The sequence below is a fragment of the Neobacillus sp. B24 genome, assembly GCF_055381825.1.
Genome location: NZ_AP035777.1, coordinates 2,779,036 through 2,800,234, shown reverse-complemented (window position 1 = coordinate 2,800,234; position 21,199 = coordinate 2,779,036). Strand labels below are relative to the sequence as shown.

The 21,199-nt window shown below is 44.1% G+C and carries 17 protein-coding genes; 16 read left to right on the top strand and 1 reads right to left on the bottom strand.

The window, feature by feature from the left end; genetic code table 11:
• Nucleotides 1-58 precede the first annotated feature (58 nt).
• The 13 genes from ACZ43M_RS13800 (at nucleotide 59) to ACZ43M_RS13740 (ending at nucleotide 16,229) form a co-directional block, all read left to right on the top strand.
• Nucleotides 59-631 carry a branched-chain amino acid aminotransferase gene (locus tag ACZ43M_RS13800; protein ID WP_464503137.1) on the top strand — a complete coding sequence of 191 codons (573 nt, stop codon included), beginning with the start codon at nucleotides 59-61 and terminating at the stop codon, nucleotides 629-631.
• Nucleotides 632-722: 91 nt separating this feature from the next.
• Entirely contained in the window at nucleotides 723-1,490 is a 768-nt protein-coding gene (locus ACZ43M_RS13795; protein WP_464503136.1) for a cobalamin-binding protein, read from the top strand.
• Between the two features lie 66 nt (nucleotides 1,491-1,556).
• Entirely contained in the window at nucleotides 1,557-2,231 is a 675-nt protein-coding gene (locus ACZ43M_RS13790; RefSeq protein ID WP_464503135.1) for an NAD-dependent epimerase/dehydratase family protein, read from the top strand.
• A gap of 12 nt (nucleotides 2,232-2,243) precedes the next feature.
• Nucleotides 2,244-3,050 carry a uroporphyrinogen-III synthase gene (locus ACZ43M_RS13785; protein WP_464503134.1) on the top strand — a complete coding sequence of 269 codons (807 nt, stop codon included), beginning with the start codon at nucleotides 2,244-2,246 and terminating at the stop codon, nucleotides 3,048-3,050.
• A 749-nt stretch (nucleotides 3,051-3,799) separates the two neighbouring features.
• Entirely contained in the window at nucleotides 3,800-5,155 is a 1,356-nt protein-coding gene (locus tag ACZ43M_RS13780) for an NAD(P)-dependent oxidoreductase (protein ID WP_464508024.1), read from the top strand.
• Nucleotides 5,156-5,169: 14 nt separating this feature from the next.
• Nucleotides 5,170-6,456, top strand: a complete 1,287-nt coding sequence (gene preA, locus ACZ43M_RS13775; RefSeq protein WP_464503133.1) for an NAD-dependent dihydropyrimidine dehydrogenase subunit PreA — start codon at nucleotides 5,170-5,172, stop codon at nucleotides 6,454-6,456.
• A 21-nt stretch (nucleotides 6,457-6,477) separates the two neighbouring features.
• Complete coding sequence (gene hydA, locus ACZ43M_RS13770) at nucleotides 6,478-7,896, top strand: dihydropyrimidinase (RefSeq protein ID WP_464503132.1); 1,419 nt, start codon at nucleotides 6,478-6,480, stop codon at nucleotides 7,894-7,896.
• Nucleotides 7,897-8,044: 148 nt separating this feature from the next.
• Nucleotides 8,045-9,520, top strand: a complete 1,476-nt coding sequence (locus tag ACZ43M_RS13765; RefSeq protein WP_464503131.1) for an NCS1 family transporter — start codon at nucleotides 8,045-8,047, stop codon at nucleotides 9,518-9,520.
• 20 nt (nucleotides 9,521-9,540) lie between these two features.
• Nucleotides 9,541-9,756, top strand: a complete 216-nt coding sequence (locus ACZ43M_RS13760) for a hypothetical protein (RefSeq protein WP_464503130.1) — start codon at nucleotides 9,541-9,543, stop codon at nucleotides 9,754-9,756.
• Between the two features lie 66 nt (nucleotides 9,757-9,822).
• Nucleotides 9,823-11,433, top strand: a complete 1,611-nt coding sequence (locus ACZ43M_RS13755; RefSeq protein WP_464503129.1) for a PucR family transcriptional regulator — start codon at nucleotides 9,823-9,825, stop codon at nucleotides 11,431-11,433.
• Between the two features lie 116 nt (nucleotides 11,434-11,549).
• Complete coding sequence (locus tag ACZ43M_RS13750; RefSeq protein ID WP_464503128.1) at nucleotides 11,550-13,016, top strand: CoA-acylating methylmalonate-semialdehyde dehydrogenase; 1,467 nt, start codon at nucleotides 11,550-11,552, stop codon at nucleotides 13,014-13,016.
• Between the two features lie 133 nt (nucleotides 13,017-13,149).
• Entirely contained in the window at nucleotides 13,150-14,505 is a 1,356-nt protein-coding gene (locus ACZ43M_RS13745; RefSeq protein WP_464503127.1) for an aminotransferase, read from the top strand.
• Between the two features lie 167 nt (nucleotides 14,506-14,672).
• Complete coding sequence (locus ACZ43M_RS13740) at nucleotides 14,673-16,229, top strand: acyl-CoA carboxylase subunit beta (RefSeq protein WP_464503126.1); 1,557 nt, start codon at nucleotides 14,673-14,675, stop codon at nucleotides 16,227-16,229.
• 62 nt (nucleotides 16,230-16,291) lie between these two features.
• Here ACZ43M_RS13740 and ACZ43M_RS13735 read toward each other — a convergent pair whose 3' ends face one another.
• Entirely contained in the window at nucleotides 16,292-17,524 is a 1,233-nt protein-coding gene (locus tag ACZ43M_RS13735) for an MFS transporter (RefSeq protein ID WP_464503125.1), read from the bottom strand.
• A 132-nt stretch (nucleotides 17,525-17,656) separates the two neighbouring features.
• Between ACZ43M_RS13735 and ACZ43M_RS13730 the strand changes: the two genes are divergently transcribed.
• From ACZ43M_RS13730 to proB, 3 genes are all read left to right on the top strand, one after another.
• On the top strand, nucleotides 17,657-18,979 hold the full coding sequence (locus ACZ43M_RS13730; protein WP_464503124.1) for an FAD-dependent oxidoreductase: 1,323 nt from the start codon (nucleotides 17,657-17,659) through the stop codon (nucleotides 18,977-18,979).
• Nucleotides 18,980-19,047: 68 nt separating this feature from the next.
• Nucleotides 19,048-19,713 carry an NAD(P)H:quinone oxidoreductase gene (wrbA, locus tag ACZ43M_RS13725; RefSeq protein WP_464503123.1) on the top strand — a complete coding sequence of 222 codons (666 nt, stop codon included), beginning with the start codon at nucleotides 19,048-19,050 and terminating at the stop codon, nucleotides 19,711-19,713.
• A gap of 372 nt (nucleotides 19,714-20,085) precedes the next feature.
• Nucleotides 20,086-21,198, top strand: coding sequence for a glutamate 5-kinase (proB, locus tag ACZ43M_RS13720; RefSeq protein ID WP_464503121.1), 1,113 nt, complete (start codon nucleotides 20,086-20,088; stop codon nucleotides 21,196-21,198).
• The last annotated feature ends 1 nt before the right edge of the window (nucleotide 21,199 follow it).

Genomic DNA, 21,199 nt, shown 5'->3' with positions numbered 1-21,199 from the left:
TATTATTGATAAAATCACTCAAAATAATGGTGAAACATTTATAATGGAGGAATAACGCATGTTAAAGGATAAAATAAAGCAATATCTTTCCGATGAACCAATTTTTAAGGAAGAAAAGGAATATGCAGAAAAGCATCAATTGATTGAAACGCCATTAGTCGAGAAAGAAGCTGGTCTACGGTTCGAGGATGCCTATATTGAACGTTGTGATAAAGAAACAGAGAATTTGATTCGCAATGAATCGGGAGAATTTTTAACCCAGCCGCTTGTGTTTCTAAATAAACATAAAAATGAATTTATCTATCTGGAATCAAAATGGTTTGATGTAGTACGAGTCGAGTCAGTATCGATTGAAATGGATGATGTTTTCGGTACGTATGATGTCATGCTCGGGTTAAAGCTGCAAAAGAAATACGACAAAACGCTTAGACATTACTTACGTGCACATATACATAATGAGGATAACAGCTTTGATTTAATGTTTAACAGCCAGGAAGGCCTGTGGGATTTAAACTTTGCGTTAAATTCACTAGAAGGCTTTGATGAAAACATGTCGATTGGTGAAGGCTATCAGTTGATCTATCGGTTTCTGTTTAAATTGATGGAAACAATCGAGGATGAAGATAGGTAAGGTTCCAGGTACTAAACCTGGGCCTTTTTTTGTTTTAATTGTTTGCAAAAAATAATAAATAGTAGAAAATGGTATAAAAAGGGGGAGGAACATGCGAGTTATTTCATTATGCCCGAGTAATACAGAAGTTATCGAATATTTGGGCCTGACACATTTATTGGTTGGGGTGGATGACTTTTCAGATTGGCCAGCGTCGATTAATGACTTACCAAAGCTTGGCCCTGATTTATCGATTAATATGGATCTTGTTGAACAATTACAACCTGAACTGGTTCTGGCATCTTTAAGTGTTCCGGGAATGGAAAAAAATGTTGAAGCACTGGAGAAGCGCGGGATTCCCCATATTGTATTAAATCCGCAATCACTTAAGGATATTGAGCAGGATTTAATCAAAACCGCCGAGGTACTTGGGGAACATGAACGTGGATTGCGGGCTGCCCGTGACTTTCGCTACAGACTGGAAAGGGTGAAAGAGCTTTCCAAAATGGTGGAGGTGCGGCCATCCTTGTATTGGGAATGGTGGCCAAAACCGATTTTTACACCTGGGAGAATAAACTGGCTAACCGAAATATCGGAGGCAGCCGGGGCTGTTAATGTGTTTAATGATGTGGAATTGGCCAGCGTACAGACCGATTGGGAGGATGTTTTACGGCGCCGTCCCGATTATATTTGTCTTGCCTGGGTTGGAGTTAGACAGGATAAAGTGCAAAAAAGTGCAGTCACAAAGCGTCCGGGCTTTGAGAAATTAGGTTACCAAAGTGATGATAGAATTTTTGTACTAGAAGAGGAGTTATACTGCCGTCCCTCACCGCGATTATTGGATGGATTGGAAAAGCTGTTCCGATTAATACATAAATAATTCCTTTTGTTTATTTCCAAAGAAGAATATGATTTATCTATTCAAAAGATACAGTAAAGAGGGAATATGATGAAAAAGAAGACAGCGCTCGTGTTGGGAGCAACAGGTTTGGTTGGAAATGAACTAGTCAAGATTCTAGTTGAAAAAAATTTCTATGAAGAAATACATTTGTTAGTAAGGAAACCAATACAACCTTTTGACCCGATTTGTAAGGTGCATGCCGTTGATTTCAACAGACTGGATGCTCACCGGGAACTATTCCAAGTAACAGATGTGTTCTGCTGTTTGGGAACGACGATTAAAAAGGCAAAAACGAAGGAAGCCTTTCGCAAGGTCGATTACCAGTACCCGCTTGAGGCTGCCAAATTGGCATCTGCGAGCGGTGTCGAGAAATATTTAATTATTACAGCGAAGGGCGCCAACTCGAAATCGATGTTTTTCTATAACCAGGTGAAAGGGGATATCGAGACAGCGTTAAAAGATCTAAATCTGCCGGCACTGCATATCTTCCGTCCGTCATTGCTTTTGGGAGACCGTGGAGAGCATCGGTTTGGGGAAGATGTAGCAGCCAAATTTAGCGGAGTGTTAAATACGCTGATGGTTGGTCCGCTTCGTCAATATAGAGCAATTGAGGCAAAAGCGGTGGCCACTGGAATGGCCGTTGCGGCACAATCCACAAAATCGGGAGTAATTATCTACCCTTCACATGAAATTCAACGTTTGGCGATTAAGATGAAATAGGAGTGTCAGCGAATGGAAAAAGGTTTATCAAGGAAGAAAGTAGTCATTTGCGGGTCACGTAAATTGGAAGAAATGTGCGCGCTAATTGAGAAGCAAGGTGGTATACCACTCCTTCGCCCGCTTCAGGGCACTGTTTTTTTAGCAGAAAAGGAAGTGGAGGCTGATATCATTGAATTCGTGGAAACTGGAGCAGATTGGGTGATTCTTACAACTGGGATCGGGACGGAAACGCTAATTGACCTGGCTCGAAAGCTAGATTTGGAAGAAGCTTTTTTAAAAAGGCTTCATGGAGCAAATATAGCCTGCCGCGGTTATAAAACAGTAGCTGCCTTAAAGAAATTGGAAATAACACCAGTGGCGGTCGCTGAAGACGGGACAACTAAAGGGCTTTCTCAGGCCCTTCATAATGTCGACTTTTCCGGAAAAAGTGTCATGCTCCAACTGCACGGGGAAAGTGCACCTAGGTTAACCCAGTTTTTCGAATCCCGTGGAGCAGAGGTTCAGAAAATCCTTCCCTATCAGCATATTCCTCCTAAGGAAGAAACACTGGCCACTTTAACCAAGGAGATACTGGGAAATGAATGTGATGCTGTATGTTTTACCACGGCAGTCCAGGTTCGATCCCTGTTTGATTATGCAAGGCAACATTCCATCCATCAGGAAATTGTCGACTGTTTAAATAAAGATACTTTGGCTGCTGCGGTGGGAAAGGTTACTGCTGATGCGCTAAGGGAAGAGGGGGTCGAACGGATCATTGTCCCTGATCACGAAAGAATGGGAGCAATGATAATCAAATTGGCTCAACATTATAGCAGCTAAATGTATTTCTAACAAAATTAAAGGGCTCCGCAGTTTTCAGTTGGAATTCAGGTTAGCACCTGAGCTAATAAATAGGCGGAAAAATTCCGCCTATTTATTAATTTTTGTTAAAAAAGGCCAAAATAGACGGAGAATTTCCGTCTATTGATTCGAAAAACTCGAAAATAGGAGATTTTGCTTAGCATAACCGGAAATCCTTCCCTTATATCCCCCGAAATGAACACCAGTCTGCATTTAACCGGAAAAAATCCGCTTATTTTACATTTGCTGGTTACTCCAATCAAGGACAAGTCATTTGATTCTAAAGAGAGTGAGTCTTTTCTGAAAAATCCAAGAGAACCTACTCAAAACGGAATCCTTTTGTCGATAAGTTTTTATCTGGATATTGAGACCAGGTATTAATAAATAAGAAATTATTCTGTCAGATAATTTACCATCTCGATGAATTTTTACAAATTTCTCAGTTAGGGTATGGTAAATTGGTGAAGTATTCAGAAAACTGTACGTGCAAAAGGATATCTGCAAACTTTTTACATAGTGAATATTTGATACGATACAGCATTTTACAGAATGTAAGGTGTAATGCCTATTTACAATCTGTAAAATAAAGTATAGAATGCGGAATTTTCTGTAAAAGGACGTAGAAATGGGAGTGATCTAATTTAAATTTCTCTAGAAAAAAATAATTAAAGCGCTTTCACCTTTAAAAACATTTATAAAAGGAGGGTTTTTCATTGGCAGTTGAAAAAATGCAACGGATTTCCCTGACAAACCTTGAAAGGAACTTTCAAGAGGTAGAACCCGGACTAACAAACCAAGAAGCGTTGGAAGAATCCAATCGCTGCCTCTATTGTTATGACGCCCCGTGTATCAAAGCCTGTCCGACAGGTATTGATATCCCGACCTTTATTAAAAAAATCGCCTCAGGAAATATACTCGGATCTGCTAAAACCATCATGTCTTCCAACCCGGTCGGGGCCAGCTGCTCACGCGTTTGCCCAACAGAGGAGCTCTGTGAGGGAGCTTGCGTGTTAAATCGTTCCACTAAACCCATTATGATTGGCAATCTGCAGCGTTATGCGACAGATTGGGCCATCCACAACGATAGTACCCTTTTTGAGCCGGGAGAACCCAATGGCCGTAAAGTTGCCGTGATTGGCGGCGGCCCTGCAGGATTATCCTCTGCCCGCGAGCTGGCACGACTCGGCTATGCTGTCACCATTTTTGAAGCAGCTCATAAGGCCGGCGGCTTAAACACATATGGAATTGTTTCGTTCCGCTTGCCGCAGCGAATCTCGTTCTGGGAGGTTGACCAGGTCAAGAAATTAAATGTCACGATCAAGACCAACACTGTTGTTGGCAAAGATATTTCTGTACAGGAATTATTAGAAGGGTTTGACCATATTGTTCTTGCCGTTGGGATGGGGCAAGTACCAAATCTCGGCATTTACGGCGAGGATCTGGATGGAGTGTACGATGCCATTGAATTTGTGAAATCAACCAAAGACGGTGCGCTATCTCAGAATTTTGTCGGAAAACGGGTAGTTGTCATCGGGGCAGGAAATACCGCTATTGACGGGGCTACCTGTTCAGTACGTTTGGGAGCAGAAAACGTTAAGATACTATACCGCAGAACAGCGGAAGAGATGACAGCCTATGAGTTTGAGTATGAATTTGCCAAGCAGGATGGTGTTGAATTCCGCTGGTTAACAGCGCCTAAGATGATTATTGGTGATGAAAATGGAAAAGTAACTGGAATACAGTGTGTGAAGATGAATCTTGGTGATCCGGAAAGTGATGGCCGGCGCAGGCCGGTTACTGTGGAAGGGTCGGAGCATGTGATTCAGGTAGATGCCGTAATCAAAGCAATCGGACAATCAAGGCATCTCGGGTTAATTGACGATTTGGGCGTTGAGCATAACGGAGGAGTCGTTAAGGTTGACCCTATCACACTTCAAACATCCAATCCAAAAATATTCGCCTGTGGCGATGTGATTTTCGGCAAAGGAAAAGGGGACGCGATGGTCGTAAGTGCTGCTCAGCAAGGAAAAGATGTGGCCTACGCCATTCATAAACAATACTGTACCGTTGAAAGTGTTAATTAAAAGGGGGAAAGAAAATGGCTGATTTAAGGATCAATCTAGCAGGAATTAAGTCACCCAATCCATTTTGGCTGGCGTCAGCACCGCCAACCAATTCCGGGTATCAGGTGCAGCGAGCCTTTGAAGCCGGATGGGGCGGTGCAGTCTGGAAAACGTTGGGGGATCCGATTTTAAATGTAACATCACGATTTGCTGCAATAAACTTTAACGGACAGCGGGTAGCCGGCTTTAACAATATTGAATTGATTACTGATCGTCCCTTAGACGTGAACCTAAAAGAAATCTATGAGACGAAAAAGAAGTTTCCTAATCACGCCATAATTGCCTCGCTAATGGTCGAACCAAAGCAGGAAAAATGGCATGAAATCGTCAAGCGGGTCGAGGATGTCGGCGTCGATGGCCTTGAATTGAATTTCGGCTGTCCGCATGGCATGGCTGAGCGCGGTATGGGTTCTGCATCCGGGCAGGTCCCATCGTTAGTTGAAAAACAAACGTATTGGGTTAAGGAAGCTGCAAAAACTCCGGTGATTGTCAAACTGACACCGAATATCACTGATATTACGGCTACTGCTGAAGCGGCCTGCAATGGTGGCGCCGATGCCATCAGTATGATTAATACCATCAATAGTTTGATGGGTGTGGACCTTGATACGTGGAACACGATTCCGCATGTGGCCGGTAAAGGAGCTCACGGCGGCTATTGCGGACCGGCAGTCAAGCCAATCGCATTGAACATGGTCGCTGAATGTGCCAGAAGTCCGCATATTAATGTGCCTATATCCGGAATTGGCGGAATCTCCAACTGGCAGGATGCCGTTGAATTTATGCTGATGGGTGCAACCGGTGTCCAGGTTTGTACTGCAGCCATGCACCATGGTTTCCGAATTGTTGAGGATATGATTGAGGGTTTAAACAACTATCTCGACAGAAAGGGAATAACTGCAGTTTCCGACATAATTGGCAAATCGGTTCCTAAGTACTCCGACTGGGGTGACATGGATTTAAATTACAACATAGTAGCGAGAATTAATAAGGATGTTTGCATTAACTGCAATAAATGTCATATCGCCTGTGAGGATACCTCACATCAATGTATCGACATGTTGACCGATAATAATGGAAAAAGCTATCTGAGGGTGCGTGAAGAAGATTGCGTTGGCTGTAACCTCTGCTCCATTGTATGCCCGGTCGATGGCGCCATTGACATGATTGAAGTTCCAAATGAACTGCCGCCAATGACCTGGAACGAGCGCCAAGCAGTGATAAATGCAGCAGTTGATTGCAAAATAGATGTTTCAAAGTAATAGATTAGGAGGTATGTAAGGATGAAGAAAATTATTAAAAATGGAACAATTGTTACCGCAACTGACACGTTTCAAGGCGAAATTTTAATTGAAGATGGAAAAATCACGCAAATTGGAAGTACTCTTTCGGTGCTTGGTGCAGACGTGATTGATGCCAAAGGCTGTCTAGTTTTTCCAGGAGGAATCGACCCGCATACCCATTTGGATATGCCATTTGGGGGAACCGTCACAAAGGATGATTTTGAATCAGGCACGATTGCCGCAGCGTTTGGCGGAACAACAACGATTATTGATTTCTGCTTAACCAATAAGGGCGAACCGTTGAAAAATGCAATCCAAACCTGGCACGAGAAATCAAAGGATAAAGCTGTCATTGATTATAGCTTCCATCTGATGATCAGTGAAATTAATGATAAAGTTCTAGGGGAACTGCCTCAGGTAATTGATGAAGAAGGAATCACCTCCTTTAAAGTATTTATGGCCTATAAAGACGTGTTTCAGGCCGACGACGAAACCTTGTTCAAAACGCTGGTCACTGCCAGGGATCTCCGGGCTTTGGTCATGGTTCATGCCGAAAACGGAGATGTCATTGATTTCTTAACGAAAAAGGCACTGGCCGAGGGTAATACCGAGCCGATTTATCATGCGCTGACAAGACCGCCGGAACTGGAAGGGGAAGCTACTGGCCGTGCCGCTAGATTTACGGGACTGGCCAATTCACAATTATATGTCGTCCATGTCTCATGTGCCGATGCTGCGGAAAAAATCGCTGAGGCAAGGGCCAAAGGCTATGATGTTTGGGGCGAAACCTGTCCGCAATACCTGGTGCTTGATCAAAGCTATTTGGAAAAACCGAACTTCGAAGGAGCGAAGTATGTCTGGTCGCCGCCGCTCCGTGAAAAATGGAACCAGGAAGCGCTGTGGAACGCACTCAAGAGCGGCCAGCTGCAAACGCTGGGTTCTGACCAGTGTTCCTTCGATTTTAAAGGTCAGAAAGATTTGGGCCGTGATGACTTCACGAAAATTCCGAATGGCGGTCCTATTATCGAAGATCGGCTAACGATTTTATTCTCCGAGGGGGTGAAGAAGGGACGAATTACTCTTAATCAGTTTGTAGACATTACCTCGACACGGGCAGCGAAACTATTTGGGTTATTTCCGAATAAAGGTACCATTGCTGTTGGGGCCGATGCCGATCTGGTCATTTTTGATCCGAATGTCGAACGGGTACTTTCGGCGGAAACACATCATATGGCTGTCGATTATAATGCCTTCGAGGGAATGAAGGTAACTGGTGAACCGGTTTCTGTGTTGGTTCGCGGTGAATACGTTGTCCGGGATAAACAGTTTGTCGGCAAGCCTGGCGCCGGTCAATATTTGAAGCGGGCGAAATATAACACTAATACACAGTTTACCCAAAATCAAACCCTATCAATCTAGTTTGAGCATCCTTGTGCACCCACGCTTCTTGATGAACCACTCCTGCAATTGCCGGGCCTCTCGGCAATTGCACTTGATGAATGTCCGTTGATGTCGGTTGTATGGATCTTTGGATTTATAGAAATTTAAACCGAAATGGAGTGTTCATATGAAAAAAAGCCATTTAAAATCACCGGATTTATTGCCCATCCACCAGAAGGATCGGAAAATAACCAATTTAGGTTACTCGTTTATGTGGGTGGGAATGGTTGTCGTGCTGGCCACCTTTGCCATTGGCGGGTCTGGTGTCATGACATTATCTTTGCCTTGGGTGATCCTAGCTACAGTAATTGGAAGTCTGGCAATTGGATTTTTTATCTCGTTGATTGCGGATATTGGGATTGAACATGGATTGTCCTTTCCCGTTTATATGAGGGCACCGTTTGGGACCATTGGCACCCATATTCCTTCGATTACTCGCGGTGTAACGGCTTCCATGTGGTTTGGGATTAATACGTATTTTGGGGCAACAGCAATGAACGGTATTCTAAATATTTTATTTGGCTTTGACAATTGGTTTGTCTGCTTTTTCATATTTGCCATTGTTCAATTGGTGAATACTGCGTTGGGGATTAAATCGATCGAGCGGTTTGCGGACATGGCTGCTCCGGTTATATTGATTATCTCCTTGTGGATGTATGTATCATTGTCAGACCAGGCTACCGCCGCTGGCAGGGATGTATGGAGCTGGGTGGAGTCGCCAGTAACAGGTGGTGCAGCGTTTACTGCATTTCTAGTGGTTATTTTTGCTAATATGGGATTCTGGGCCACGTTAAGTGCCGATATACCATCGATTTCCCGGTATATCAAGGCGCCGGCCAATGAAAATAACTGGTTTAAACGAAATAAAGGTTCATTGATTGGCAACCTTGTCGCCATGCCATTAACCCAGACATTTATGATTATCATCGGAGCGGTCTCTTATATTGCTGTATTGAACTATGATCCTGTTGTTGCCCTTCAGGAGGCTGCTGGCGGCTTTATTCTTGCCATTTTATTATTAATGATCGTTTTAGCACAGTGGTCAACGAATACAGCAGCAAACGTAGTACCGGCTGCTACTATTTTTTCAAACGTCGGCGGGCCGAAGTTTCCATTCTGGGCCGGCGTGATTACGGCCGGTATCGTAGGAACGGTAGTTCAGCCCTGGGAACTATTCGGGATTATTATTCCATTCCTTTTATTTGTCGGAGGAATACTATCGGCCATCGTTGGCATCCTGTTTGCGGATTACTATTTAATTCGAAAAAGAAGAGTCAATGTACCGCAATTATATGAGGACCAAGGCCAGTATCGATATATGGGCGGTGTCAATATTGCCGGGTTTATCGCTTGGATTATCGGCGGGGTTGCTTCTTATTTTGTTCCGGAATATGGGTTTGTGGTCGGCTTTTTAATCGGTGCCGCAGTATATTATGTTCTGGCTAAATATTGGTGGTTTAACAAGTATCGCCAAGCGGAACTAGACGACCCGAGCGATGATAAATATTTGGGTATTTCGGTTGGACGTGACTGGGTCATTGAGGATGAACTGGTGTTTGAACCCGCTGTTGAGAAGATGCCGGAAAATCTAGATTTATATTAGAGATATGAGGTGAGGTTTACGTGTCAGAGCACCAGCAATTTTTGGCAGAACGGGATAAGATTGATTACTTAATTCAAAAAGGTTACAAGATTTCCGCTGTAAAGGAGCACTTGGATGGGGCAACGGTAGATTTCGTTCATCCGAATGGAAACGTCATCGAAACCTTATTGATTGGAAATGCCAATGCCCGGAAATATTTTTCCAGTCTGCTAATCAAGCAAAATCAAGGGGTGTAAATTGCGGAAAAGGATTGGCCCAGTATCCAATCCTTTTCCGGTGATTTTTCCAAGGAGATAAATTCTATGAAAGAACTATTCCAATTGAAAGTCCTGGATGTTTTAAAGAGACAACACTTTGAAAATGCTGCGATTATTGCTGGTCATGACGGCATTGACCGTATTGTCAAGTGGGTTCATGTCGTCGAAGTGACGAGTATTCGCAATCTCTTAAAAGGACAGGAGCTCATTTTGTCCACAGGTGTAGCATGGAAGGATAAGCCTCTTCTTTTTGCATCGATGGTGGAGGAATTTATTGAGACAAAAGCCGCTGGATTGTGCATTGAGCTTGGGACTTATATTACCGATATTCCTGAGGAAGTAATTGAACTCGCTAATCACCACAAGTTCCCGATTATTATTTTTCAACAGGAGGTTCCGTTTGTTGAAATCACCCAGGATATTCATTCTGTCATTATCAATCAACAATACAAGAAGATATCCGATTTGGAGAATTATTCGCAGAGCTTAAATAAACGTCTGTTGACGATTGAAAGCTATGAGGATATCCTGCAGTTTATTTTTTCAGCCCTGGACGTTCAAATTATCTTCAGACTTAAAAATCAGGAGTATGAATTTGTACCCGAGATCAATCACCAAGATCAGGAGGTTATCATTGAACAACTTGCAAAAAAACAGTCCAGCGAGCACATGGCTGTTGCCCCCATTTTTCTATTTGGTCAGGAATTTGCCGAATTAAGCATTTATTCGGAGGATATCCCTATCAGCGAATACGATTTATTAATACTGGACCGGACCGCAACTGCGCTGGCCCAGCATTTATTAAGGGAAATGTATGTTGAGGAAAAGAAGCGGGCCGAAGAGTTTGAATGGCTGCAGGGCTGGCTTGCCGGCGAACATACACTTGAGGATATTTATGAATATTTGTCTGAAAATGGCTGTAAGGCAAAAGGCTGTGAGGCCGCTGTCCTGATTACAAAGCTGTTTCCAGTGAGGGAAAAATCAATTCCTGATAGTACGTATCTCAAGCTGTTGTTTCGTTCGGTTTTTGAACAAAATGGGTTTACGGTGTTTTTTGTTGAAAAAAGAAATGAGCTAACGTTTATCCTATTAAACAATCGTGCAAAAAAGAATTTGAAGGAACGAATTAAGAAAGCGATTGTGTCCATTGAGGAATCTGAGTTTATCCGTAAGCAGGGCTCGGCCAAATTCATCATCGCTGCTGGAAAGTTCTCAGAATCTCTTAGCGAAATACATAAAAGCTATCAGACCGCGAAGGAGACGCTGAGGATTCAGCAAAAAATGAGCCATCAGCAAAGCTATTACTTTTATGAGGATTTGCATTTGTACCGGCTGATTTCCCAGTTAAGCAAGTACACCGATCTGCAGGAATTGGCAGCGGAGTATCTTCAGCCCGTCATTCAGTATGATCAAAAATACAACGCCAAGCTGCTAGAAACGTTAAAAGCCTATTTGGAGTGCAACGGGTCAAAACAGGAGACTTCTAATAAGCTTTATATTGTCAGGCAGACCCTTTACCACCGGCTTCAAAAGCTGGAGAACCTGCTCGGCGAGGATTTTATGGAGCGGGAAAAACGGGTGGCAATTGAATTTATGCTGCTGGTGCATGATTATTTAACGGCATCACAGCCTGGGAGGATGGGGCAGGTTCGGTAATAAGCATTTCAACGTGTTTAAGAACTAACAGGCTCCATTTAACATTGTGTCTAATGATTGTTTATTTAGAATTAGAGATAATGAGAATAGAAATCTTACAATAAGGAGGTTCAAGGATGAGTGTAACGAAAAGTGATACTGTCGTCTTAAAGAATTTTATAAACGGAGAGTGGATCAACGCTTTAAGCAGCCAAACATTGGATGTTCCTAATCCGGCAACAGGCGTTCTGTTGACAAAAGTGCCAGTCAGCTCCAAGGAGGATGTGAGTCTGGCCGTTGCCGCAGCAAAGGAAGCGTTTAAGTCATGGAGAAACGTTCCGGTGCCAAAAAGAGCAAGGATTTTTTATAAATATCATACGCTGTTAACCGAAAATCACGCGGAATTAGCGCGCTTGATCGTTCAAGAAAATGGCAAGGCTTTCAAGGAGGCATATGGCGAGGTGCAGCGCGGGATCGAATGTGTGGAATTTGCCTGCGGTGCCCCAACCTTGATGATGGGCGAAACATTGTCCGGCATAGCCGAAGACATTGATTCGGAAATGTTCCGTTATCCGCTAGGTGTGGTCGGAGGAATTACGCCGTTTAATTTCCCAATGATGGTGCCATTATGGATGTTCCCGCTGGCAATCGCATGCGGAAACACATTTATCCTTAAGCCATCTGAGCGAACGCCAATTTTAGCAAATAGATTAGCAGAGTTGTTTTCAGAAGCAGGGGCGCCAAAGGGAGTATTGAATGTAGTCCACGGTGCGCATGACGTTGTAAATGGCCTTCTTGAGCACAAAGATATTGCTGCGATTTCGTTCGTCGGCTCCCAGCCAGTCGCCAAATATGTGTATGAGCGCGCAGCCGCTGAAGGAAAACGAGTTCAGGCACTGTCGGGTGCGAAAAATCATCATATCGTCATGCCTGATGCCGAAATGGATAAAGCGGTTCAGCATATTATCAGCTCTACTTTTGGCAGTGCCGGCCAGCGCTGCATGGCCTGTAGTGCGGTAGTGGTTGTCGGTGATAATGAGCCGTTTGTGCAGGCTTTAAAGAAAAAAGCGGATGAGTTGATTATCGGAAATGGAATGGATGAGGAAGTGCTGTTAACACCGGTAATCCGCAAGGAGCACCGTGAAAAGGTGTTGGGCTACATCGATAAAGGTGTGGCAGAGGGGGCTGAACTGATTAGAGACGGCCGCAAGGAGATAGATGAACATACAGCTGGCAACTTTCTTGGTCCGACTATTTTTGACCATGTTACACCGGACATGACGATAGCAAGGGATGAAATTTTCGCGCCGGTTTTAAGCCTTCTGCGTGCGAAGGACCTAGATGAGGGCTTGGAGTACATTCGCAAGTCCAGATATGGAAATGGCGCGACTATCTACACTAACAATGCCAAAGCAATCCGGCAGTTCCGTGAAGAAGCCGATGCCGGCATGCTTGGAATTAACGTCGGTGTTCCAGCCACCATGGCCTTCTTCCCATTCTCCGGATGGAAAGACTCCTTCTACGGCGACATGCACGTCAACGGCAAAGATGGTGTCAACTTCTACACCAGAAAGAAAATGATCACCTCCCGCTTCGACGCCTAGATTTAGCGTTAAGGGTTTAATGCATAAGAAAGTTGGTAAGGTAGCTAATGGTGTCAGGCACTGAAGCGAGTATTATGAGCATACGAATAGTGTAAGGCACCATTACCCAATTACTAGAATTGGAGGGATGGTTATGGTCCAAACGGATCGTTCCCAGGATACATTGCTTAATAAGGATGATAAGTACGTTTGGCATGCGATGAGGCCTCATAGCCCGCAGGCTACGATTGTGGCAGAGAAGGCCGAGGGGTCTTGGATAACCGATGTGGATGGACGTCGGTATTTGGATGGTATGGCTGGACTTTGGTGTGTCAATATTGGCTACGGGAGAACGGAACTTGCCGAGGCAGCCTATGAACAATTAAAGGAAATGGCGTATTTTCCACTTACCCAGAGCCACGTGCCGGCTATTAAACTAGCAGAAAAACTAAATGAAATGCTCGGTGACGAGTACGTCATCTTTTTCTCAAACAGCGGTTCTGAAGCCAATGAGACTGCCTTTAAAATCGCCCGGCAATACCATCAGCAAAAAGGGGAGCACAACCGCTATAAAATCGTTTCCCGTTACCGCGGGTACCACGGTAACTCGTACGGGGCACTTGCGGCAACCGGTCAGGCCCAACGCAAATATAAATACGAGCCGCTCGCACCAGGCTTCGTTCATGTGGCACCGCCGGATTCCTACCGCGATGATACAAACGTAGCGGACCCGATGGATTTGTCGTCTATCCAAGACCTCGACAGAACGATGACGTGGGAACTCAGTGAGACCATTGCCGCACTAATTATGGAGCCAATTATTACCGGCGGCGGCATCCTTGTTCCGCCTGATGGGTATATGCAGGCAGCGAAACAGGTTTGCGAAAAGCATGGTGCACTATTGGTAGTCGATGAAGTCATTTGTGGCTTCGGCCGGACTGGAAAACCATTCGGGTTTATGAATTATGGTGTCAAACCGGATATTATCACAATGGCAAAAGGGATTACGAGCGCCTATTTACCACTATCTGCAACCGCTGTTCGCAAGGAAATCTATGAAGCTTTTAAGGGAACGGAGGAATATGATTATTTCCGCCACGTCAATACATTTGGCGGCAATCCAGCAGCCTGTGCTTTGGCGTTAAAAAACCTTGAAATCATGGAAAAAGAAAAGCTATTTGATCGTTCAAAAGATTTAGGTGAACAGCTATTAAATGATCTTACCAACCTGCTTAAGGACCATCCATATGTCGGAAATGTCCGTGGCAAAGGGCTGTTGGTTGGGATAGAATTGGTGAAGGACAAAGCGACCAAAGAACCACTGGATGTTCGTTTAGTCAATCAGGTTATCGCCAACTGCAAGGATCAGGGCGTTATAATCGGTAAAAATGGCGCAACAGTCGCAGGCTTTAACAATGTGCTGACACTATCGCCGCCGTTATCCATTGAGCAGAAGGACCTGAACTTTATGGTGAAAACACTAACAGAATCACTTGAGAAAATTAAATAAATAGAAGTAGAGGCAGTTGTAGCCGATAGGGTTATAACTGCTTCTTTTTTAATTGGGGGGAATCCAGATTAATCCAGATGTATCATTGTGGTTGGAAAAGGAATCTATTATAATACTTATATATTGAAAATTCAGAAAAAATTAAATCAAAGGAGGTATTATCCACCATGACCTGGGAACCAGAAATTGCAGAATTGCGCCGCCGTGAAGAACTGGCGAGAAAAATGGGCGGCGAGGAACGGGTAAACAAACATAAATTACAAGGCCGTCTTACAGTAAGGGAGAGAATCGAAAAACTGCTTGACCCGGATTCGTTTCATGAGACCGGCGCCTTGGCGGGAAAAGCAAAGTATAACGAACAAGGTGAAATCATTGATTTTACCCCGGCAAACTTCGTCCTCGGGACTGGACGAGTCAATGGGCGCAAAGTGGTAGTTGGGGGGGATGATTTCACTGTAAGAGGCGGGGCGGCGGACGGGGCCATCTTCCGCAAGCAGGTATATGCTGAACAAATGGCACATGATCTCCAACTCCCCATCATTCGCCTTGTCGATGGCACGGGCGGCGGCGGGAGTGTGAAATTCCTCGATACTGAGGGTTATACATACGTTCCAGTAAACCCAGCATGGGACTACGTGGTCGCAAATATGGAGCGGGTGCCCGTAGTAGCAGCCTGTTTAGGCTCTGTGGCAGGCCTTGGTGCAGCAAGGGTCGCTGCCGCACATTTTTCAATCATGATTGAAGAAACCTCTCAGCTGTTTGTCGCTGGTCCGCCCGTAGTAAAATACGGAATGGGGCAGAATTTAACGAAAGAGGAACTCGGAGGGGTGCAAGTTCATCGCTCAAGCGGAGCAGTGGACAATATCGCGAAGTCCGAGGAAGAGGCGTTCCAGCAAATTCGTACCTTTTTATCCTACTTGCCCTCAAATGTGTGGCAGCTTCCACCAGTATCGTCATCCCAAGATGATGCCATTCGGAAGGAGGAAAAGCTAATTTCCTTTATTCCAAAAAATCGCCGCGTACCTTATAAAATCCGCGAACTACTCCCCATGATTTTTGACCAAGGTTCGATTTTTGAAATGGGACGGTATTACGGGGGTGGAACCCTTACTTGTTTTGCAAGACTGGACGGGCACCCAGTAGGGGTTCTAGCCTCAGACCCTTACATTAACGGGGGAGGATTAACCGCTGAAAGCTCGGAAAAACTGGAGCGGTTCGTCGATCTTTGCCAGACTTTCCATCTGCCAATAGTCAATCTCGTCGACCAGCCCGGCATGGTTATCGGTCTGCCATCGGAAAAGAAAGGCACTATCCGCAAAGGAGTCCGCGCCATTTCTGCGATTTATCAAGCAAAGGTTCCAATGGTTGAAATTATTCTTCGCAGAGTATTCGGGGTCGGAGGTGCCGGAATGACCAATGGTCATCGGCTGAATCTCAGATATGCGTGGCCGTCGGGTGACTGGGGCTCACTGCCGCTTGAAGGCGGCGTCCAAGTGGCTTATCGAAGAGAGCTTGAAGCTAGTGACAACCCGGATGCCCTGCTAAACGACTTGCTGCAACGCATGGAAGCTGTCCGCTCACCATTCCGCACAGCACAAGCATTCGGAATTGAAGAAATAATTGACCCTAGGGAGACACGGCCACTCCTATGTGAGTGGGTAAAGGACGCCTATGCGCTGCTGCCTCAGCAGCTCGGACCTTCACGACACGGAATTAGACCATAATAAATGCGTCAAACACAATGCTTCCTATCCAGAGGACCCGCCGATTGGCGGGTTTTTCAATTTTATGGTGCGGCATGTTCATTCAATTCAGCTTTAATGGGCGACGATTCGGCATGATTTTGTCCTGAATTTCTCACTCTTAGCGTTAACAAGAGACCCAGTGCCAAACAAACAGTTAAGAAAATAAAGGCCGTTTTAAACCCGCCCAAGTCCTCAATGAACCACCCGGCGATGGCAGGACCAATTAATTGTCCAACCGCAAAATAAAACGTAACATAACTAAAGGCAATGGGAATATCAGCCGGTTTGACATAATCCATGCTAGAGGCCTGAGTGAGCGTAAATAGCCCTGTCGAGGTACAACTTAACACGATAATATGAATGGTAAAGCCGATAATAGAAGGAAGCAGAACAGGCAAAATCATCGATACCATTGTAAGAGCCATCGTTATAATTAACGAAGTTCTCCGCCCAATTCTATCGGAAATAGCTCCCCAAATAGGTCCGCCAAAGATGGACAATACTCCGTTTAATGCCATCAGTTGTCCCGCAAATTTCACTTGTACTCCTGATTCAATCATATAACTCATGATAAAAACAGCCTGGACGATATAAGTAATTCCGACAACTCCATAAATAAGGCCAATGTTGATCACTTTTGGATTTTTATAGATTTCTTTTGCGGAGGAACGTTGCGTTTGCTCTCCAGGGGAGAAATCATTTGGCGGATTTTTTATAAAAATGAAAGTCAATAATATTACCATCAAGCCAATGGCAGCGTAAATCCCCCAGGCATATCTCCAGCCATTTTCACTGTTAAGGCTATTTAAATAGGGAATGATTATGCCGGCAAACAAAATGCCAATCCCTGCACCGCTAGTTGCCAGACCAATTAAAAAGCCTTTTTTCTGGGGAAACCAGCCAACTAGCAAAGAAATTAATGGGGTAAAGGTAAAAGATGTCCCAATTCCCAGTAACAGCATAAACAAAAATGCAACCGAAAATGCTGTAGTAAAAGAAAGTCCAGTTAGGCCAATCGTAACAAGGGAAATTCCCAATAAAACAGTTCTCTTTGCTCCCCATTTGGACGCAAGAATCCCAGCAAAAATTAACGTGCATAAATATCCAAATGACGTGGTTGTTCCAAGAAAGCCCGCCTCTTTATATGTAAGTGACAGTCCATCCCTCATAAACGGAAGAATGATTCCGTAGGACAAGCGAGCAAACGCTAACACTACAATGGTAGTTAACATCCCAATGATGGCATAAATCCATAATCTTTTTTTATTTTCCATCCACTGTTACTCCTTTTCTTTTTAAAAATTCCCCTTGATATTACCCATCCTATTCTATTTAAATCTTTCGTATGTCGAAAAATATGATAAACTAGTCATGGCAAAAAAACGGATAAAGAGGGGTTATAGAAGTTGAATCATCAAACTGCAATCATCATTGGCGGGGGAATGGCCGGAAAGTTAATAGCTGCTGCCATCTCACCCTATTTTGATAGAGTACAAATTTTAGAGAAAGATCAAAACACGAGTAAGGTCCGGCCTGGAGTATCTCAGGGGCATCATATTCATGCACTGCTGTTTGCTGGTGATCATGCGCTTGAGACGTTGTTCCCTGGCTTTAAACAGGATATGGTTTCCCGAGGTTCGAATTTAATCAATTCGACTCAAGATTTGGCTTGGTTTCATCATGGAGTATGGAAACTACGGTTTAAAGGTACCGACACAACATTGCTACAAACAAGACCATTGCTGGAATCGTATGTCCAGGAACGAGTAGATCATATTGAGAATATCCACTATACATATGGCGTCAAAGTGCTAGCATATACCTATCAATCTGATAAGAATGTGATAACCGGCGTAGAGGTGTTAGAAAACAATGAATCAAGACTACTAAAGGCCGACATTGTCATTGATACGAGTGGGTCTAGCTCTCTTACGAAAGCATGGTTGGAAAAGCAAGCTATATCTGTTCCGGAAGAAACAGTGGATATCGGGCTTTGTTATGCGACAAGACAATTTAAATTGTCGGAACAACCCAGGGATTTTAAGATTAAAATCCTTTATCCTGAGCCTCCCAATCAAATGCTCGGAGGTACCCTCTCTATGGTGGAGGAAAATAAGTATATTGTGACACTAAACGGTTATTTGAATAGCTTGAATCCAGCAGACGTGAACAGTGAGCAAGGCTTTATCCAACAGGCAGCCAAGCTGCCGCTGCCTGATATCCATCAAGAGCTAGTAAATGCAGCCTCCCTTTCTGAAACGAAAATTTTTAAAGTTCCTCAGATTAAATGGCGCCGGTTTGATAAAATCAAACTTCCGAATGTCCTTCTCGTTGCGGGTGATTCCGTATGCCGGATTGATCCAGTGTTCGGACAAGGGATGAGTATTGCGGCACTGGAAGCATTGGCGGTAAGAGAGTATTTTTCAAAAAGCCAACAACAGGGCACTCTGAAAAAATTACAAAAGAAATTGGCTAGAGTTGTCGCCCCGGTTTGGATGATGGTTTTATGTGAGGACTTCCGCTATCCTGGGGTTAAAGGCAAGAAGCCTTTTGGCCTAAGCTTCCAACAATGGTACGTGAAACGGATTTTTCAGCTTTCGGCTATGAATCGGCCTATTTATCAAGATTTTGTTAAAGTCATGAATTTGAAAAGCTCAGCAGCTATTTTATTTAAGCCTTCAACGATTTTTAGTGTCATAAAATCCAAAAATGTAAATGGAAAGCCATGATTGGTTTTCCATTTTTTTTTGCATAAATATTCGTTACTTGTAAAAGCTATATTCGGTGGTGATAACTAATGGGGTTATTTGACAAACTATTTGGTACTTCTAAGGAAAGGGAGACACAAGTGATGACAAATGTAAAATTGGCTATTATCTATTACAGTATGGGTGGAACAAATTATCAATTAGCCCAGTGGGCGGAAGCAGGCGCGAAAGAAGCAGGGGCCGAAGTGAAAATATTAAAAGTACCTGAACTCGCTCCACAATCTGCTATTGAAGGAAATCCAGCCTGGAAAGCACATGTTGAGGCAACTGCCAATGTACCTGAAGTGAAATTGGATGACCTTGAATGGGCAGACGCAATCATTTTCAGTGTTCCAACCCGATTCGGAAATATGCCGTCACAAATGAAACAATTCTTGGACACAACTGGCGGCCTGTGGTTTAATGGTAAGCTAGTAAATAAAGTGGTTAGTGCCATGTCATCAGCCCAAAATCCGCACGGTGGTCAAGAAGCGACCATTTTATCCCTATACACCACGATGTATCACTGGGGAGCCATTGTCGCCGCACCTGGCTACACCGATCCGGTCATCTTCAGTTCTGGAGGTAACCCATACGGAACAAGTGTCACAGTTGACCAGAACGGAAAAATGATTGAAGATGTTCAGGCTACTGTCAAGCACCAGGCCAAGCGCACAGTTCAAGTGGCTGAATGGGTGAAAAAAGCAAATCAATGATATAATTGGAAGAGCTAATCGAGGTATATCGGTTAGCTCCTATTTTATTTTAAATTAAATTTTCAAAAAACTCTATTGACTTTTACCGATTTTCTATAGATAATTAATAAAATTGAAAATGTAACAGTATGGGACTAGTAAATTTTTGGAACATGCCAGAGAGTGAAACCCGTGGCTGCAAGGTTTCTCATGGAAAAAAGATAGAACCTGCCCTGATCAAACTGCTTATGTAAACATAAGCCGTCCTCCCGCGTTATGGGTTAAAGTGGGTGCATGGCATCAAATAAGGTGGTACCGCGGAACGACTTTTCCGTCCTTTGTTTATAAGGACAGAAAGGTCGTTTTTTATTTTTTAAAAAAGAAGGGTTACAGATGAAGAAACAATTGGTGGTTGTAAAAATCGGCAGCAGCTCGCTTACTACAGCATCGGGAACAATATCAGCTGAAAAAATGCAAGACCATGTCGAGGCGCTTGCACAATTAAAAAAACAGGGACATGATGTCATTCTCATTTCCTCCGGGGCCATTGCAGCCGGATTTGGAGCACTCGGCTATCCTTCACGTCCGAAAAGTGTTGCCGGGAAACAAGCGGCTGCGGCTGTGGGCCAAGGGCTGTTAATGCAGCATTATAATCAGCTGTTTCAAAAATATGAAATGGTTCCTGCACAAATCCTGCTAACAAAAGAGGATTTTTACAGCCAACAGCGTTTCCAAAACTTGTATTCGGCGATGGCGGAGTTGCTCCATCGGGGAGTTGTGCCAATTATTAACGAAAATGATTCTGTCGCTATTGATGAATTGACGTTCGGCGACAATGACATGCTGTCGGCACTGGTAAGCGGATTTCTGCATGCGAATGCGCTTATCATCCTAACGGATGTAAACGGGATTTATGATGGGAACCCAAGAGTTTCGCCAAATGCCAAGAAGTACAATTTTATCCCGGAAGTATCAGAAACTATGCTTGCAGCAGCCGGAGACAGCGGCAGCTCTGTTGGGACGGGCGGCATGAAATCCAAACTGCTGGCCGCCAAAAAGGCACTATCTCTTGGTGTCAGCGTCTTTGTCGGGACCGGGGCAGGCAAGGAAAAATTGGTGGATATATTGGCTGGCAAAGGGGATGGCACGTACGTCGGCGGACCGTTCCAAACACAAATGCAAATGAGAAAGCAATGGATTGCCTATCATTCACATGTTGAGGGTGTAGTTGAAATCGATGACGGCGCAGAAATGGCCATTGTTCAAAAGGGAAAAAGTCTGCTTCCAGTGGGGGTAACCAATGTTATCGGTCAGTTTAATGCCTTGGACGTTGTTGAAGTCCGCAATCAAAAAGGAAAAACCATTGGCAAAGGCCAGGTATATTTTTCAGCACACGATTTAACAAAAGTAAAGGGACTGCCGAGTGAACAATCGAAGGCCTTTTCAATTAATCATCGCGCGGAAGTAATTCATCGGGATAATTGGGTGACATTAAGAGAGGAGTGAA

Coding starts and splice junctions, on each gene's coding strand:
- preA (WP_464503133.1), top strand. CDS start 5,170: ATGGCTGATTTAAGGATCAATCTAGCAGGAATTAAGTCACCCAATCCA.
- hydA (WP_464503132.1), top strand. CDS start 6,478: ATGAAGAAAATTATTAAAAATGGAACAATTGTTACCGCAACTGACACG.
- ACZ43M_RS13780 (WP_464508024.1), top strand. CDS start 3,800: ATGCAACGGATTTCCCTGACAAACCTTGAAAGGAACTTTCAAGAGGTA.
- ACZ43M_RS13795 (WP_464503136.1), top strand. CDS start 723: ATGCGAGTTATTTCATTATGCCCGAGTAATACAGAAGTTATCGAATAT.
- ACZ43M_RS13785 (WP_464503134.1), top strand. CDS start 2,244: ATGGAAAAAGGTTTATCAAGGAAGAAAGTAGTCATTTGCGGGTCACGT.
- ACZ43M_RS13740 (WP_464503126.1), top strand. CDS start 14,673: ATGACCTGGGAACCAGAAATTGCAGAATTGCGCCGCCGTGAAGAACTG.
- ACZ43M_RS13750 (WP_464503128.1), top strand. CDS start 11,550: ATGAGTGTAACGAAAAGTGATACTGTCGTCTTAAAGAATTTTATAAAC.
- ACZ43M_RS13755 (WP_464503129.1), top strand. CDS start 9,823: ATGAAAGAACTATTCCAATTGAAAGTCCTGGATGTTTTAAAGAGACAA.
- ACZ43M_RS13745 (WP_464503127.1), top strand. CDS start 13,150: ATGGTCCAAACGGATCGTTCCCAGGATACATTGCTTAATAAGGATGAT.
- wrbA (WP_464503123.1), top strand. CDS start 19,048: ATGGGGTTATTTGACAAACTATTTGGTACTTCTAAGGAAAGGGAGACA.
- ACZ43M_RS13765 (WP_464503131.1), top strand. CDS start 8,045: ATGAAAAAAAGCCATTTAAAATCACCGGATTTATTGCCCATCCACCAG.
- ACZ43M_RS13790 (WP_464503135.1), top strand. CDS start 1,557: ATGATGAAAAAGAAGACAGCGCTCGTGTTGGGAGCAACAGGTTTGGTT.
- ACZ43M_RS13735 (WP_464503125.1), bottom strand. CDS start 17,524: ATGGAAAATAAAAAAAGATTATGGATTTATGCCATCATTGGGATGTTA.
- ACZ43M_RS13800 (WP_464503137.1), top strand. CDS start 59: ATGTTAAAGGATAAAATAAAGCAATATCTTTCCGATGAACCAATTTTT.
- proB (WP_464503121.1), top strand. CDS start 20,086: ATGAAGAAACAATTGGTGGTTGTAAAAATCGGCAGCAGCTCGCTTACT.